The sequence below is a fragment of the Cobetia sp. 10Alg 146 genome (assembly GCF_029846385.1).
In the GTDB taxonomy this organism is placed as follows: Bacteria; Pseudomonadota; Gammaproteobacteria; order Pseudomonadales; family Halomonadaceae; genus Cobetia; species Cobetia marina.
On sequence record NZ_JARWKT010000002.1, the window covers coordinates 496,625 to 511,116 of the forward strand.

The 14,492-nt window shown below is 63.2% G+C and carries 11 protein-coding genes; 8 read left to right on the forward strand and 3 right to left on the reverse strand.

Annotated elements, in window-relative coordinates; all coding sequences use genetic code 11:
• The first annotated feature begins 198 nt into the window (after positions 1-198).
• From QD172_RS05110 to QD172_RS05120, 3 genes are all read left to right on the forward strand, one after another.
• Positions 199-2,106, forward strand: coding sequence for a hypothetical protein (locus QD172_RS05110; protein ID WP_077371752.1), 1,908 nt, complete (start codon positions 199-201; stop codon positions 2,104-2,106).
• 70 nt (positions 2,107-2,176) lie between these two features.
• Positions 2,177-4,291 (forward strand): DNA topoisomerase III, encoded by a 2,115-nt coding sequence (locus QD172_RS05115; RefSeq protein WP_279855167.1) that lies wholly within the window; start codon positions 2,177-2,179, stop codon positions 4,289-4,291.
• A gap of 45 nt (positions 4,292-4,336) precedes the next feature.
• Positions 4,337-5,431 (forward strand): 2-dehydropantoate 2-reductase, encoded by a 1,095-nt coding sequence (locus QD172_RS05120; protein ID WP_279855168.1) that lies wholly within the window; start codon positions 4,337-4,339, stop codon positions 5,429-5,431.
• Between the two features lie 221 nt (positions 5,432-5,652).
• Here QD172_RS05120 and QD172_RS05125 read toward each other — a convergent pair whose 3' ends face one another.
• The 3 genes from QD172_RS05125 to zwf all read right to left on the reverse strand — a co-directional run bounded on the left by QD172_RS05125 (position 5,653) and on the right by zwf (position 8,591).
• On the reverse strand, positions 5,653-6,315 hold the full coding sequence (locus tag QD172_RS05125; protein WP_077371743.1) for a bifunctional 4-hydroxy-2-oxoglutarate aldolase/2-dehydro-3-deoxy-phosphogluconate aldolase: 663 nt from the start codon (positions 6,313-6,315) through the stop codon (positions 5,653-5,655).
• An 82-nt stretch (positions 6,316-6,397) separates the two neighbouring features.
• A complete protein-coding gene (gene pgl / locus QD172_RS05130) occupies positions 6,398-7,099 on the reverse strand; it encodes a 6-phosphogluconolactonase (protein ID WP_279855169.1) in 702 nt (233 codons plus the stop codon).
• 1 nt (position 7,100) lies between these two features.
• The gene (gene zwf, locus QD172_RS05135; protein WP_077371740.1) at positions 7,101-8,591 is read right to left on the reverse strand and encodes a glucose-6-phosphate dehydrogenase; all 1,491 of its coding nucleotides are present in this window, start codon (positions 8,589-8,591) and stop codon (positions 7,101-7,103) included.
• Between the two features lie 372 nt (positions 8,592-8,963).
• Here zwf and QD172_RS05140 point away from each other — a divergent pair, with 372 nt between their 5' ends.
• The 5 genes from QD172_RS05140 (at position 8,964) to QD172_RS05160 (ending at position 14,459) form a co-directional block, all read left to right on the forward strand.
• Positions 8,964-9,821 carry a MurR/RpiR family transcriptional regulator gene (locus tag QD172_RS05140; protein ID WP_077371737.1) on the forward strand — a complete coding sequence of 286 codons (858 nt, stop codon included), beginning with the start codon at positions 8,964-8,966 and terminating at the stop codon, positions 9,819-9,821.
• A 119-nt stretch (positions 9,822-9,940) separates the two neighbouring features.
• The gene (locus tag QD172_RS05145; RefSeq protein ID WP_084209792.1) at positions 9,941-10,822 is read left to right on the forward strand and encodes a putative selenate ABC transporter substrate-binding protein; all 882 of its coding nucleotides are present in this window, start codon (positions 9,941-9,943) and stop codon (positions 10,820-10,822) included.
• Between the two features lie 3 nt (positions 10,823-10,825).
• Complete coding sequence (locus QD172_RS05150) at positions 10,826-11,551, forward strand: ATP-binding cassette domain-containing protein (RefSeq protein WP_077371734.1); 726 nt, start codon at positions 10,826-10,828, stop codon at positions 11,549-11,551.
• On the forward strand, positions 11,541-13,100 hold the full coding sequence (locus tag QD172_RS05155; protein ID WP_279855170.1) for an ABC transporter permease: 1,560 nt from the start codon (positions 11,541-11,543) through the stop codon (positions 13,098-13,100). The genes QD172_RS05150 and QD172_RS05155 overlap by 11 nt, the downstream gene beginning before the upstream one ends.
• Before the next feature lie 78 nt (positions 13,101-13,178).
• Positions 13,179-14,459, forward strand: a complete 1,281-nt coding sequence (locus QD172_RS05160; protein WP_279855171.1) for a cation diffusion facilitator family transporter — start codon at positions 13,179-13,181, stop codon at positions 14,457-14,459.
• Positions 14,460-14,492: the final 33 nt, after the last annotated feature.

Genomic DNA, 14,492 nt, shown 5'->3' on the forward strand with positions numbered 1-14,492 from the left:
CTACGCCTGGCTGTCAGCCGCGGCGAAATTCTAGCATGGTCAGGCGCGTGACGGCGTGCCGCTCACTGGAGCGAAATGGGTCGCCAGTGCTACTGTTAGCAGCGCCTTTCGCCAGCGATCCCTTGCGCTGCCCCTGCCTGCCCCGCAAGCCCATGCCGCGTCTCGCGGACGTGCCCCATTGATTGAAGGAAGTCTGTCTTGTTGCTGCCGAGTCTCTTTCGTCCCCGCGCCAACCCTGCCAATGATGCACCCCAGGTGCGTCTTGAGCGTGAAGGCCGGGACGAGATTCGCCGCATCACCCAGGCCGTCGAGCGCGTGCCATGGTCAGTGAGCCTGATGCAGATCCTGTGGACGGCCGGCCCGGTGACGCTGATCGGTGCCTGGGGGGGCTATCTGCTCGGGTATGGCAAGGAACCCACCTTCGAGAACTACATCTTCTTCATCTCCTACACCGTCATCACCGGTGTCGCGGGGATCGTGGCCAACATCGCCCACAACCTGACCAGTTCTCGCCGCTATGACCGCACCGAGGCCAAGATCGAGCGCGTCATCGATACCGTGCCTGAGCTGATCCTCGCCACGCGCAACCTGATCGTCGAGAGCCTGGAAGGCGATGCCCGTCGCCGCGAAGCCGCTGCCATGCTGCTGCGCAAGCAGGATCTCGCACCGGAAGGCGTGGAACTGGCGGCGCTGGAGCTGCTGGATGATCGTGACGCCGCCCGCATCATCAGTCAGATCGACGTCTATCGTCGCATCGGTCTGCACGCCCGTATCCGCGACATGAACACCCTGAACCGCGAATGGCTCGAGCCCCAGTTCAATGAGCTGGCGGAGCTGGCGCCCGAGGCCATCGGCCTGCTGCGTGAGCGCTTCGAGGGCCGAGCGCCGGATCTGCACAAGGGCGTGCCTCGTGACGAGAACTTCATCGAGCGTGTGCTGGCCGCCATCGAGCAGGACAACGACCTGCTGATGACGATGCAGGACGTGGAGGAGATGCTGATCCTGGCCTTCGAGTTGATCAGCGGACGCAAGATCCCGCTGCTGACCTTCGAATATCGTGGACGCTGGAAGCTGGCTCGCACGCTGGACAATCTCGAGCACGCCCGTTCCCGCTACCGCATCCGCCAGGCGACGGGGCTTTCACGCCTCAAGGCGCTGACGGTCTATCTGGCGGAGCAGTCCGGCACTCTGGTGGAAGATGCCGCTTCCGGGCTCAGGGCCGAGGTACTGCTGGAGCGCTCCACCCAGGCCATGGACGCGCTCGCCGAGCAGGTGACGCACCTGGCGATCGCCGTCAACGAGGGTGACCGTGAACATCGCAGCGCCCTGCGGACGCGCGCCGACATCCTCACCAACGCCATTCGCCTCTACAAGACGGTCACCAGTGCCTATGAGCAGGTCGGTCGCAGCCACGCCGTCTTCCTCAAGATGTCCAAGCGCTGGGAGAATATCTCCTCGCAGATGTCCGACGATGCCACGCGCCTGCGTGTCGGGCCGGGGCGGCGCGGTCTGCGCATCCAGGAAAAGACCATTGCGCTGGATGACGAGGCCAAGGCGGAGGTCTGCAAGCACCTGGCGGATCACCTCAGCAAGAGCCACATCAAGCGGGTCGACAGCGAGATCGCCTCTCAGGCCCGCGAGACGATCCTGCGCGTCGGCGTCGACAAGGCAAAGGCCATGGCGATCGAGATCGCCCTGGCGCTCGAACCGCACATCCACCTCTCACGCCCGGCCGTCCAGCGCGCCATCAATGGCTCGAATGCCGCCTACTTCGGCCAGCTGGAGCCCAACCAGTCCGCCGCCGCCAAGGCGGCACTCGGCAGTGCCATGGTGCGCGAGATCGACGACGACCTGTCACGTACCGCCGAATCGCTGGCCATCGCGCTGGTGCGTCACTATCGCGTTGAACTGGAACCGCTGGCGATCGACTTCCTGCGCGACACCTTCGGGGCGCGGGAGGCGACGCTCAACATGCTCAGCAACTACCAGCCGGCGGATCACCACCCGATCAGCTACCTCTCCAACCGCCCGCCGCTGATCCAGACCGCCAACCGCGACTGGTATCGTGCGCTCGTCCAGGCACGCCGTGCCCTCGACGACGATTGATCCCCGCGCCGTGCCAGCGGCATACTGTATGGATCACCATGCAACGTGCCACTGACCGCCAGGATGACCGATGCGCCTGATCATCGCCGAAAAGCCCAGCCTCGCCCGCGCCATCGCCGAGGCCCTGCCCGGGCGCAGCAGCAAGCACGACGGCTATATCGATGCCGGAGACACTCGCGTCACCTGGTGTATCGGCCACCTGCTCGAACAGGCGCCGCCGGACGACTATGACGAGCGCTTCAAGCGCTGGTCACTGGATCACCTGCCGATCATTCCAGCACAGTGGAAACTCAAACCACGCAGTCAGGCACGCGGCCAGCTCAAGACCATTCGAGAACAGCTCAAGCTGGCTGACGAGGTGATACATGCCGGCGACCCGGATCGCGAAGGCCAGTTGCTGGTGCAGGAAGTGCTCGAGCACATGCGCTGGCGTGGGCCGGTCAAACGCCTGTTGATCAGCGACATGAACCGCCCCGCCGTCACGCGTGCCCTCGACAAGCTGGATGACAATCAGCGCTGGCAACCCCTGTACGAAGCCGCGCTGGCCCGCCAGCGCGCCGACTGGCTGTATGGCATGAATCTGACACGTGCCTGGACATTGACGGGCCGTCAGGCCGGCCATGATGGCGTGTTGTCGGTGGGGCGCGTGCAGACACCGCTGCTGGGGCTGGTGGTGCGTCGCGACGAGGAGATCGAGGCCTTCGAGCCGCGTGCCTTCTTCCCGTTGTGGATCGAGGCCGGCGTGGCGACCGGCAGCTTCAAGGCCTGGTGGCATGCCCCCAGTTCCCCGTGGCTGCAACGACTCGCGGCCAAGGGCACTCGACTGCCACTGGATGACAAGGGCCGCCTGCTGGACAGCCGCCCCGCCGAGCGCCTCGCCCGCCACCTGGCGACACTGAAGACCCCGGGCGATGGTCACGTCGAGAGCGTCGAGGCCAGCGACAAGTCCCAGCCCTCGCCGCTGCCCTACTCGCTCTCGGCGCTTCAGGTCGATGCCGCTCGCCGCTATCGCCTGCCGGCCCAGAAGGTGCTCGACACCTGCCAGGCCCTCTACGAGCGACATCAGCTGATCACCTACCCGCGCTCCGATTGTCGCTACCTGCCGCGCGAGCATCATGCCGGCATGGCCAATCTGATGATCAGTGCCTGCAGTGGCGATGAAGAGCTTGAGCGTTTCAGTGGCGGCGCGGATTTCAGCCTGCGCTCACGCGCCTTCAATGACGCCAAGGTCAGCGCCCACCATGCCCTGGCACCGACAGGGCGCGAGCCGGACTACGCACGCCTGTCGCGTGACGAAGCCAACCTCTATCGCATGATCACCCGCAACGTGCTGGCCCAGTTCTATCCGGCCTACCGCTATCGTGAGGTCAAGGTCGAGCTGCGTTTCGCCAAGGAGCCCTTCCGCGCCAGTGGCCGCAGCGTCATCGACGAAGGCTGGAAGGTGCTGTTCCAGCGCGCGGCACAGGCATCCGACGACAAGGCCCCGGCAGACGACAAGACCCCGCCTCCTCTGCCCGCCTTGCAGGAAGGCGAGCCGGCCTGCGTGCTCGACTGCGGTATCGAGGAGAAGGAGACCCGCCCGCCGGAGCCCTTCAATGATGCCAGTCTCATACAGGCGATGATGAACATCGCCCGCTACGTGGAAGATGACGCGGTACGCCGGACGTTACGTGATGTGGATGGCCTGGGCACCGAGGCGACACGTGCGGGCATGCTGGAGACACTGATCAATCGCGGCTACCTGGTGCGCGATGGCCAGGCCATGCGCTCCACGCGTATCGGTCGCGCCCTGATCCATGCGCTGCCGGACGCCGTCTCCCGCCCCGAACGTACCGCCCTGTGGGAGCAGCGCCTGAGCATGATTCACGAGCAGGGCGATCCGGCAGCGCCTTTTCTGAGCGAGCTGGTCGATGACCTGCGTGCCCTGCTGGCTGACAGCTCGGCCAGCCGCCTGAGCGCTGCGCTGGCCAGTGTGGGTGGCGCGACACCGCGCAAGAATTCCGGGGCACGCAAGGGCAATGGTGCGCGGCGCAAGAGCGGAACCTCTCGACGCAGCAAGACCGGCACGAGCAAGACCAGTACGAGCAAGACCGGCACAAGCAAGGAAGCCGGCTCCGGCAGCACCCGACGCTCTAGCGGCACTCGCAAGCCGGCCGGCTCCCGCCGCAAATCCCCCAGCCAATGAGCCACTTCGCCTCTGTGCCCGCTCACCCATGATGAGAAATCACGCATGACGACTTCCACGCCGGCTGACGACAATCACACACTCTCGACGGCTTTCGATTCACTTTCCCAGCGTCTTGCCGTTGCAGGCGATTGGCTGTGGATCGTCGGCCCCGGGGCCATCGGTCGATTGCTGGCGGCCACGCTCGCTCACGCCCGCCAGCGCGAAATGGCAACGCAGGGAAGGAGCACATTGCCAAACCTTCTGTTGGTGGGTCGCCGGGCATCCGTCAGCGAGATGGTGACGATCGAGATGACCTCACCAGAAGGCCAATCTGTTAGCTCAGAGATAACTTACACCTCGATTGACCAGCTGACAACCTTGCCATATCCGCCACCTGCCGCAATCTGGCTGGCCACCAAGTCACATGCCATCGAGTCTGCCTGGGCACACGTCGCGCCGCTGATAGACTCACGGACACCAGTTACCTGTTGGCAAAACGGGCTGAGCGCACAACCCTGGTTGGCAGAGCAGCACCCTCAACTGCTGTGCGCCAGTACGACCGAGGGTGCCTGGATTCCGGAATCGACCGCGCTTGCCAAACACACCCTCCCAGAACGCCTGGCCGTGCAACACGCCGGCCATGGCCAGACCTGGCTGGGCACCTGGTCATCGCAGGCCGACCCGACATCCTCCTCCTCTGCCATGGCGGCCGCAGAAAGGCAGGTTGCCTGGCTGCAGGCGGCTGGCCGTGAGTGTCATGTCAGTGCCGACATCGGCACTCGCCTATGGCACAAGCTGGCGATCAATGCCGCCATCAATCCACTCGTGGCACGCTTTCGGATTCGCAATGGACAGCTGCGTGATCGCCCCTTTTTCCTGATGGTGCGCCAGGCCGTCGACGAGATCACTCGAGTGCTGGAAGCCGAGGGTATCGCCCCGCCACCGAATGGCTGGCAGGCCCTGGTCGACCAGGTCATCCGTGCCACGGCGAACAACCGTGCCTCGATGCTTCAGGATGTGCTGGCAGGTCGCACCACGGAAGTGGAGGCCATCCTTGGTCCGTTGCGACACGCAGCTCTCCGTCACGGGCTGTCACTGTCCGATGACCTGCCATTGCTCGAGCAACTCCACACCCACCTGAGCAGTCAACAGCCCTGAGCGGTTAAGCGCTGGATCCCCGACCCCTCCTTAGCCATAACCTCAGACCTGTGACTGCTGGCCCGCCTCGACGTCATTCTCTGGCATTCGGCCAAAAAAAGACCCGCCTCGCGAGAGACGGGTCACAAGCAACAGCCAAGCTGTCGAGAGAGAGCAGTAATGTTCGGTCTTGCGCGTCAGGCCACCGATTGCCGTATGGCAACCCGCTGACCTGGCGAAAATCAGTGGTGGAAACGCTCGGACGCTTCGCGCGCCAGCTCACGAATGCCATCCCAGTCGCCTGCATCGATCAATTTCTGCGGCGCCACCCAGCTACCACCGACACACATCACGTTCTTGAGTGCCAGATAGTCACCGGCATTGTTGAGCGTGATGCCGCCGGTCGGGCAGAAGCGTGCTTCGCTGATCGGGCCACCGAAGGACTTGATGGCATTCACGCCACCCGCGGCCTCGGCCGGGAAGAACTTGAAGCGGCGGTAGCCGTACTGCCAGCCGGTCATCAATTCGGACACGGTCGCGACGCCCGGCAGCATCGGCACGCTGCTGGTCACGCCATACTGATAGAGCGCTTCGGTAGTACCCGGCGTGACGACGAAATCGACGCCCAGCTCTTCCACCTTGCGATACTGTTCCGGCGTGAGCACGGTGCCGGCACCGATGCTGGCATTGGGCAGCGCTTCACGCATGCGGCGAATCGCCTCGAGAGCGCAGTCAGTTCGCAGGGTGACCTCGAGAACGGTCAAGCCGCCTTCATAGAGCGCCTTGCCCAGCGGCACGGCGTCCTCGATGCGCTCGACGGCGATCACCGGCAGCACGGAAGCCTTCTGGCAGATGCTGTCGATCTCGGTCGTGCGCGTCGAGGGAAGTTGTTTTTCGAAGCTCATGGCGTTCTCCTTGCGCCGCAGCGCTGATGTTGTCTAGTACGCCACGGCGCTGATGTGGTTGATAGCGCCGTGGCCGATAGGATCAGGGGGCCCAGTACAGCGCCAGGGGCGCGGACAGGAAGGCGCGGATCGGCAACTCGCTGACGGCTTCGACATCGCCCAGCGCACGTGACAGCACGGCCTGCTTGTCGGTGCCCGTCAGATGCAGCACGGTACGGCGCGTCTGGCGCAAGCGCTCGAGGCTCAGGGTGATGCGCGCCTGCGGGACGCTGGGGGCACGCATCGGCACACAGCAATCACGGCTGGTCAGCGCTTCCTGGAGGCGATCCCCATCCGGGAACAGCGAAGCCGTGTGACCATCGCCCCCCATGCCGAGAATCACCGCGGAGGCCGGCCAGGAGAGTGCCGCGATGCGAGCACTCACTTCCTCGCAACCCGCCTCTGGCTCTGCTTCGGCGCTGGTCAGCGGATGGAAGGTCGCGGCAGCGGCTGCGCCCTTCAACAGATGCTCACGCACGAAACGGGCATTGCTGTCGTCGGCGTCTTCACTCACCCAACGCTCATCCGCGAGGGTGATGTCCACACGCGACCAGTCCAGCGGCTTGTCACGCAATGCGGCGAACAACGGCTTGGGCGTCGAGCCCCCGGAGACCACCAGCAGTGCGCGAGCCTCAGGCGACGCCGCCAGGTCAGCGGTCAGTGCTGCCGCGAGATACTCGGCCAGCGACTCGGCAGTCTGCTGGCGCGGGTCCTGGGTGGCGTTCTGTGTCATGTCGACAGCCATCTCAATACTCCTCATACCAGCTGCGACCATCACGCGTGATCATCGCGATGGAGGAGACCGGCCCCCAGGAGCCCGCCGGGTAACGACGCGGCGTGGCAGCGCGCGATTCCCAGCCATCGATGAGGGTATCGACCCAGCGCCAGGCGTGTTCGATCTCGTCACGACGCACGAACAGATACTGCTGGCCCTTGATGACCTCGAGCAGCAGACGTTCGTAAGCTTCCGGAATCCGGCGCTTGGGGAAGGCGCTATTGAAGTCGAGATCCAGCGGACCCGGACGCAGGCGCATGCCCTTGTCGAGACCGGAGTCCTTGGTCAGCACCTGCAGCGAGATGCCTTCGGAGGGCTGGAGACGAATGATCAGCTTGTTGGCCGCCAGCGAGCGCTGGTCCGGATCGAAGATGTAGTGCGGCTGCTGACGGAAGTGGATCACGATCTGTGACAGCTTCTCGGGCATGCGTTTGCCGGTACGCAGGTAGAACGGCACGCCTGCCCAGCGCCAGTTGGACACTTCGGTCTTGAAAGCCACGAAGGTCTCGGTGGAGGACTCGGTATTGGCGCCCTCTTCTTCCAGATACCCCGGCACGTGCTGACCATCGACGGCACCCGCGATGTACTGACCACGTACCAGATCAGTGTTCAGACGCTCACCGGTGATCGGGCGCAAGGCCTTGAGCACCTTGACCTTTTCATCGCGAATGGCATCGGCGTCCAGATTGGATGGCGGGTCCATCGCGATCAGGCACAGCAGCTGCAGCAGGTGATTCTGCACCATGTCACGCAGCTGACCCGCCTGATCGAAGTAGCCCCAGCGTCCCTCGATACCGACCTTCTCGGCCACGGTGATCTCGACGTGAGAGATGTGGTTCTGGTTCCACTGATTGCCGAACATCGGGTTGGCGAAACGCAGTGCAATCAGGTTCTGAACGGTTTCCTTGCCCAGATAGTGATCGATGCGATAGATCTGCGACTCGTGGAATACCGCGCCGATGGCATCGTTGATGACACCGGAGCTTTCCAGGTCGGAGCCGATCGGCTTCTCGACCACGACACGCGAGTTCTCATCCAGACAACCGGCGGCCTGCAGGTTGTTGCTGATGTCACCATAGATGCGTGACGGCACGGAGAGGTAGATCATCAGCGGGCGCGGCGAAGGCTTGCCCTTGGCGTCAACCCGCCAGTCGGCGATGGCCGAGTAACCTTCCACCGTGCTGAAATCCAGCGCGGCGTAGCTGATACGGGCGAGGAAGCGCTCGATGGCAGCCTTCTCGAAATGCTCCGGCTTGACGCGCTCCTTGAGCGAGGCCTGCACGGTTTCCTTGAAGGATTCGAGGCTGACGTCCTGACGCGCCAGGCCGATCAGGCGAGTTGCCTTGTCGAGCAGACCATCGCGATCAAGGTGATAGAGGGCTGGATACAGCTTGCGCTTGGCGAGGTCGCCCAAGGCGCCGAACAGGGCAATATCCACGCCCGGAATGGTGTCGGAACTCATGCAGCCGATTTCTCCCGTCGAAACTGCCCTGCATGCCTGGCTGGCCGATACGGTGGTGCCCTCCCTGAATCTCCGATGGCGCGACGCGAGGGGCGCAGCACGCAGGATTTCAAGAGGCATGTGGGACACCGGGACGGCTGTGGCGATACATGGCTGGTTATATTAACAACAAATGTAGCGATAACGTCGCGCTCTCTCAAGACAAATCGCCCAACAAGTAGGTAAACTTACCTAAAAGTGGTAGCCAGCGGACGTTTCACTGAGCTTGGAGCATCGTCCGAGGCAAAGGGATGCTTGGCCTGCCAGACGAGTGAGGCTAGGATGCCCAGATTACGTAGTTATTTCACTACACAATGGCAAGGTAATCGGCGAATGGCAGTACACGACCTCATCAACCGCATCCGCGAACGTCTCGACGACCTCAATCGTTCAGAGCGCAAGGTCGCTGACGTCATTCTGACAGATCCGTCGGCCGCCACGGGAATGAGCATCGCGGCACTCGCTCAGGCCTCGCTGGTCAGCGAGCCGACCGTCAACCGTTTCTGTCGCAATTTCGACGCCAAGGGCTTCCCGGACTTCAAGATCAAGCTGGCCCAGAGTCTGGCCGGTGGCACGCCCTATGTCTCGCGCAGCGTCGAGCAGAATGATGACGCCGAATCCTATGGCGACAAGATACTTGGCGCCACGGTTGCCGCTCTCGATGATGCGCGCCGCGCCCTTGATGCCAAGCGCATCGAACGTGCGGTGGATTATCTGAGCCAGGCCAAGCAGATCTGCTTCTTCGGCCTGGGGGCTTCCGGGCCGGTGGCGGCAGATGCCCAGCACAAGTTCTTCCGTTTCAATCTGCCCGTGATGGCCTATGAAGACGTGCTGATGCAGCGCATGGTCGCGGCCGCCTGCCATACCGGTGACGTGATCGTGATCATCTCCTATACCGGCCGCACGCGGGAACTGGTCGATATCGCCAGGCTGGCGCGCGGCAACGGTGCCGCCGTGCTCGGCATCACCGCGCCGGACTCTCCGCTGGCGCGCGAGTGTACCGAGGTGCTGGAAGTCATGGCACCGGAGGACACCGACATCTACATGCCGATGACTTCGCGCATGATCCATCTGGCTCTGATCGATGTGCTGGCGACCGGCGTGACGCTCAGGCGTGGCGTGGACTTCCAGCATCACCTCAAGAAGATCAAGGATAGCCTCAAGGACACCCGTTTTCCGCCGGAATCCTGACGGTTCAAGCAGCGGTGGACTTGCACCGATGCCGCCAAGGCACAACAATACGCGCCATGAACCTGCATGCGGCCGCTGGCTGCATGATCTCCCATGTCGTGAATGCCGAGGAAGCCCTCATGCGCTGGTTGGCCACTGCTGCTCTGACCCTGTTCTCTGCCCTGCCTTTCAGCATCAGTCTGGCGCAAGCCGAGACCTTCAAGTTCACTGCCATTCCCGATGAAGATGAGTCGCGTCTGGTGGAGCGCTTCGACAAGGTCGCCGACTATCTGGAAGAGAAGCTCGGGGTGGATGTCGAGTACGTGCCGGTCAAGTCCTACAGCGCCGCGGTCAGTGCCTTCCGCAATGATCAGATCCAGATGGCATGGTTCGGCGGCCTCACCGGTGTCCAGGCCCGCCAGCTGGTGCCGGGCTCCCAGGCGATCGCCCAGGGTGTGGAAGATGCCGCCTTCCGCAGCTATTTCATCGCACGACGTGATCTCAAGCTGGCCGGCGATGCACAGACGCCGCTGGAGACGCTGCCCGAATCCGTGGAAGGCCACTCCTTCACCTTCGGTGCCAAGACCTCCACTTCCGGGCGCCTGATGCCGGAATACTATCTGCGCGAACAGTTCGATGACGCCCCCGAGAAGGTCTTCTCGCGCGTCGGCTTCTCCGGTGATCACTCACGCACCATCGCGCTGGTTGCCGCCGGCACCTACGACGTGGGCGCCGTGAACTACGCCGTGTGGGAAGCCGCCGTCAAGGATGGCAAGGTCGATCCCGCCAAGGTCCAGGTACTGTGGGAAACTCCGGCCTACCCCGACTATCAGTGGACAGTGCGCGGCGATGCCGACAGCCACTACGGTGCGGACTTCACGCAGCACCTCACTCAGGCGCTGCTGGACATGAAGGATCCGGACCTGCTGGAAAGCTTCCCGCGCTCCGGCTTCATCCCGGCCAGCAATGATGACTACGCCCCGATCAAGACGGTTGGCGAGCAACTCGGTCTGCTGCGCTGAGTCATGACCCAGGCAACACCCTCTCCCCTGCTGCACCTATCACGACACCACCTCGGCCATGGCGCCGAGGTGGTGTTGCGCGATCTGGACGTTCAACTCGAGCATGGCGAGCGCGTCGCTCTGCTTGGCGCCAGCGGTGCGGGCAAGTCCACGCTGCTGGAAGCCTTGCGCAGCGCCCTGCACGAGCAGGGTACTCCTGCAGCCTGGTGCCCTCAGCGTCAAGGACTGGTGCCTCAGCTCTCCGTGTATCACAACATCTTCATGGGCAGGCTGGATCAGCAATCGTCGCTGACCAACCTGCTCAATCTGCTGCGCCCCAGGCCCGCTCATTGGCAGGCAGTCGCCGCCGTATGTGAACCTCTGGGCATCGCCGGCCTGATGGAGCGCTCGGTCGAGGCGTTATCCGGTGGACAGCGTCAGCGGGTGGCCATCGCCAGGGCACTTTATCAGGGACATGATCTGTTTCTCGGGGACGAGCCTGTGGCGAGCGTGGACCCGCATCAGGCCAGCCAGCTGATCCACTGGATTCACTCTCGCCATGCCACCAGCGTGGTAGCGCTTCACCAGAAGGAGTTGGCACTCACTCACTTCACTCGTGTCATCGGTCTGGGCAAGGATGAGAACGGCAACGGCAAGGTACTGCTCGACGCCAATACCGACGACCTGAAGCCGCAGGACCTCGACTGCCTCTACCCTGCCGCCAGCAGTGAGCCACTTGATGTCGACTGATCCCGGCCTCGCGCTCTCCAGACTGCGCAAGCCGCCACGCTGGTGGCAGGCGCGCAGTGAAGGCTCACACCTGCTGCGGCTCGGTATCGGCCTGCTGGCTGCCATGCTGATACTGGCACCCTTCGGTGATCTCTCCATTACCTCACGGGAGCCATGGCAGGAACTTGGCCGCATGCTGAATGGCCTGGTGATGCCGGCCCCCAGTGCACTGGAATCACCAGTGCATGCCTTGATCCTGACGGTGGCGTTCGCCTTATGGGGGACGCTGCTGGGGGCGCTGCTGGGACTGCCCCTTGCGCTGCTCTACTCCCGCTCACGAGCATTGCGCGCTGTCTGCGCCGGCCTGCGGGCCGTGCATGAGCTGTTCTGGGCACTGCTGCTGCTGCAGGTATTCGGCCTGTCCGCCATCACGGCGCTGGCCGCGATCACCATCCCCTACGCGGCAACCTTCGCCAAGGTCTACGCCGAGATACTGGAACAGGTTCCCCAGGCACCGCGCCGCGCTCTGCCTGCCACCACATCACGCCTGATGTGCTTCGTGTATGCAGAACTCCCACTGGCATGGTCGCGATTGGCGAGCTACACCCGTTACCGTTTCGAGTGCGCGCTACGCGCCAGCGTCCTGCTGGGCTTCGTCGGCTTGCCGACGTTGGGCTTCTATCTGGAAAGTGCTTTCCGCGAAGGTCGCTACCATGAAGCCGGCGCCCTGCTGTGGATCTTCTACCTGCTGATCGCGACGCTGCCATGGTGGGGACATCGTCGCCTGCTGCCCCTTCTGGGAGTCGCCAGTCTCTGGTGGCTGGGGCCATGGCCGGACGTGAATCCGACACTGCTGTGGCGCTTCCTCAGCCACGACATCTGGCCAGCGCCGCTGGTCAATGCCAGCGTCGAATCACTGATCTCCGGCCAGCTACTTGCTGATCTGCTGGATTGGGCGAGCCATCTGCCCCACCTGCTGTCCGCGCTGGGCAACACCCTGCTGCTCGGTCTGCTGGGCACCGCAGGCAGCCTGCTGATCGCCATGCTGCTGTGGCCATTGGCCAGCCGACATGTGGGCAATCGCGCCTCCCGACAGGCCACTCAAGGGCTGATGATCTTCCTGCGCACCACCCCTGAGCTGATGCTGGCCTTCATTCTGCTGCTGCTGCTGGGCCCCTCGCTCCTGCCTGCCTGGCTGGCACTGTCCCTGCACAATGGCGCCATCATCGCCTTTCTGTGTGCACGACATGCCAACCAGATCCAGCTGCCGCCCGGCAAGCCCCGCGGACGACTGGAAAGCTGGCTGTATGAGATCAACCCGAGAGTCGCGCCCGGCATGTTCGCACTGCTCTTCTATCGCGCCGAGACCATCATTCGCGAGACGGCGATTCTCGGCATGCTCGGCGTGGCAACGTTGGGCTTCCACATCGATTCGAGCTTCGAGTACCTGATGTTCGACCAGGCCTTTGCATTGCTGCTGCTGACCGCAATACTCAATATCGTCGTAGACAGCGTCGCGCGCCGTCTGCGTCCGACGCATGAAATCGCCGAAGACAGCTGCGTTCGCTGACCTCACTCCTTGCTGACCTGCATTCGATTCATGTGCAAGCAGTCACTTCCCTCACACCCGGCCTGCCGCGAGCTTCCCATGACGACATCCGCTCAGATGAAGACAGATTCTGCCGCACAGGCCAGACGTGAGGCGCAGCGCATCACCCTGATCGGCGCGGCGCTGGATGGGGTGGTGGGCATCGCCAAGTTGATCGTCGGCAAGCTGGTCGGCTCTCAAGCCTTGATCGCCGATGGCATCCATTCACTGTCAGACCTGGTGACGGATGCCTTCGTATTGGTGGCCACTCACTTCGGCCGTCAGGCACCGGATCGCTCGCACCCCTGGGGGCATGAACGCATCGAGACGCTGGGCACGCTGGTGCTTGGCAGCTTGCTCATCGCCGTGGCGGGTGCAATCGGCTGGGAAGGCGTGCTGCGCAGCTGGGAGCTGATATTCGGCACCCTGAGCATTCCGCTGCCAGGGGCTCTGGGCATCGGCGTCGCAGTGATTTCCTTGATCGCCAAGGAAGCCATCTTTCGTGCAACGCTCAAGGTGGCTCGCAAACAGAAGTCCAGACTGCTGGAAGCCAATGCCTGGCACTCACGCAGCGATGCGCTCTCGACCGTCGCCGTGCTGGTGGGCTTGATCGGCACTCAGCTCGGGGCAGGCTGGATGGATGGAATAGCTGCCATCATCGTCGCGGTGATGGTCGGCAAGATCGGCGTATCGCTGGCGTGGGAAGCCTCACGGGAATTGATCGACACCGCTCTGCCACGCGAACAACAACGCGCCATGAGTGAATGCCTGCTGTCATTGCCGGAAGTGCGTGGCGCACATGATCTTCGCAGTCGCACGCTCGCCGGTCGTATCGTGCTGGAAGTCCACCTGCTGGTCGCGCCACGCATCAGCGTCTCGGAAGGTCATGCCATCGGCCATCACGCCGTGGCACGCCTCAAGTCAGAATTCCCCCAGCTCAGCGATGTGCTCTATCACATCGACCCCGAAGACGATTCACATATCGGCCAGGCGGATACGACACATCCCACACCCATGCAGCCACTGCCGCTGCGCAGCGAGATCATCACTGCACTTGATGCCTGCTGGCAGTCACACCCTGTATGGCAAGAACGCAGCGGGCTGATGCTTCACTATGTCAATCATGTCACCACACCCCCTTCTGCTCCCTCGAGTGCTCCGCATGTCGATGTCCAATTGGAGGTTGCCGATCAGGCATTCACTTCGCTCAGCGAATGTAACCTGGCACCTGCCTCACGCAACACGACAGTCGACGAACTGCAACGCCTGGCAAAGGACATCCGCTGGCTGGGCACGGTAAGACTCAGCATCATTTCGCGTGCCCAAGAGGCCGAAACGTGAGTTACACTTTGCGATACACAGCAGTCTGCCCAG

Bases quoted from the DNA above. Each gene is read 5' to 3' on its own strand.
- QD172_RS05115 (WP_279855167.1), top strand. From the start codon at position 2,177: ATGCGCCTGATCATCGCCGAAAAGCCCAGCCTCGCCCGCGCCATCGCC.
- QD172_RS05120 (WP_279855168.1), top strand. From the start codon at position 4,337: ATGACGACTTCCACGCCGGCTGACGACAATCACACACTCTCGACGGCT.
- QD172_RS05125 (WP_077371743.1), bottom strand. From the start codon at position 6,315: ATGAGCTTCGAAAAACAACTTCCCTCGACGCGCACGACCGAGATCGAC.
- pgl (WP_279855169.1), bottom strand. From the start codon at position 7,099: ATGGCTGTCGACATGACACAGAACGCCACCCAGGACCCGCGCCAGCAG.
- zwf (WP_077371740.1), bottom strand. From the start codon at position 8,591: ATGAGTTCCGACACCATTCCGGGCGTGGATATTGCCCTGTTCGGCGCC.
- QD172_RS05140 (WP_077371737.1), top strand. From the start codon at position 8,964: ATGGCAGTACACGACCTCATCAACCGCATCCGCGAACGTCTCGACGAC.
- QD172_RS05145 (WP_084209792.1), top strand. From the start codon at position 9,941: ATGCGCTGGTTGGCCACTGCTGCTCTGACCCTGTTCTCTGCCCTGCCT.
- QD172_RS05150 (WP_077371734.1), top strand. From the start codon at position 10,826: ATGACCCAGGCAACACCCTCTCCCCTGCTGCACCTATCACGACACCAC.
- QD172_RS05155 (WP_279855170.1), top strand. From the start codon at position 11,541: ATGTCGACTGATCCCGGCCTCGCGCTCTCCAGACTGCGCAAGCCGCCA.
- QD172_RS05160 (WP_279855171.1), top strand. From the start codon at position 13,179: ATGACGACATCCGCTCAGATGAAGACAGATTCTGCCGCACAGGCCAGA.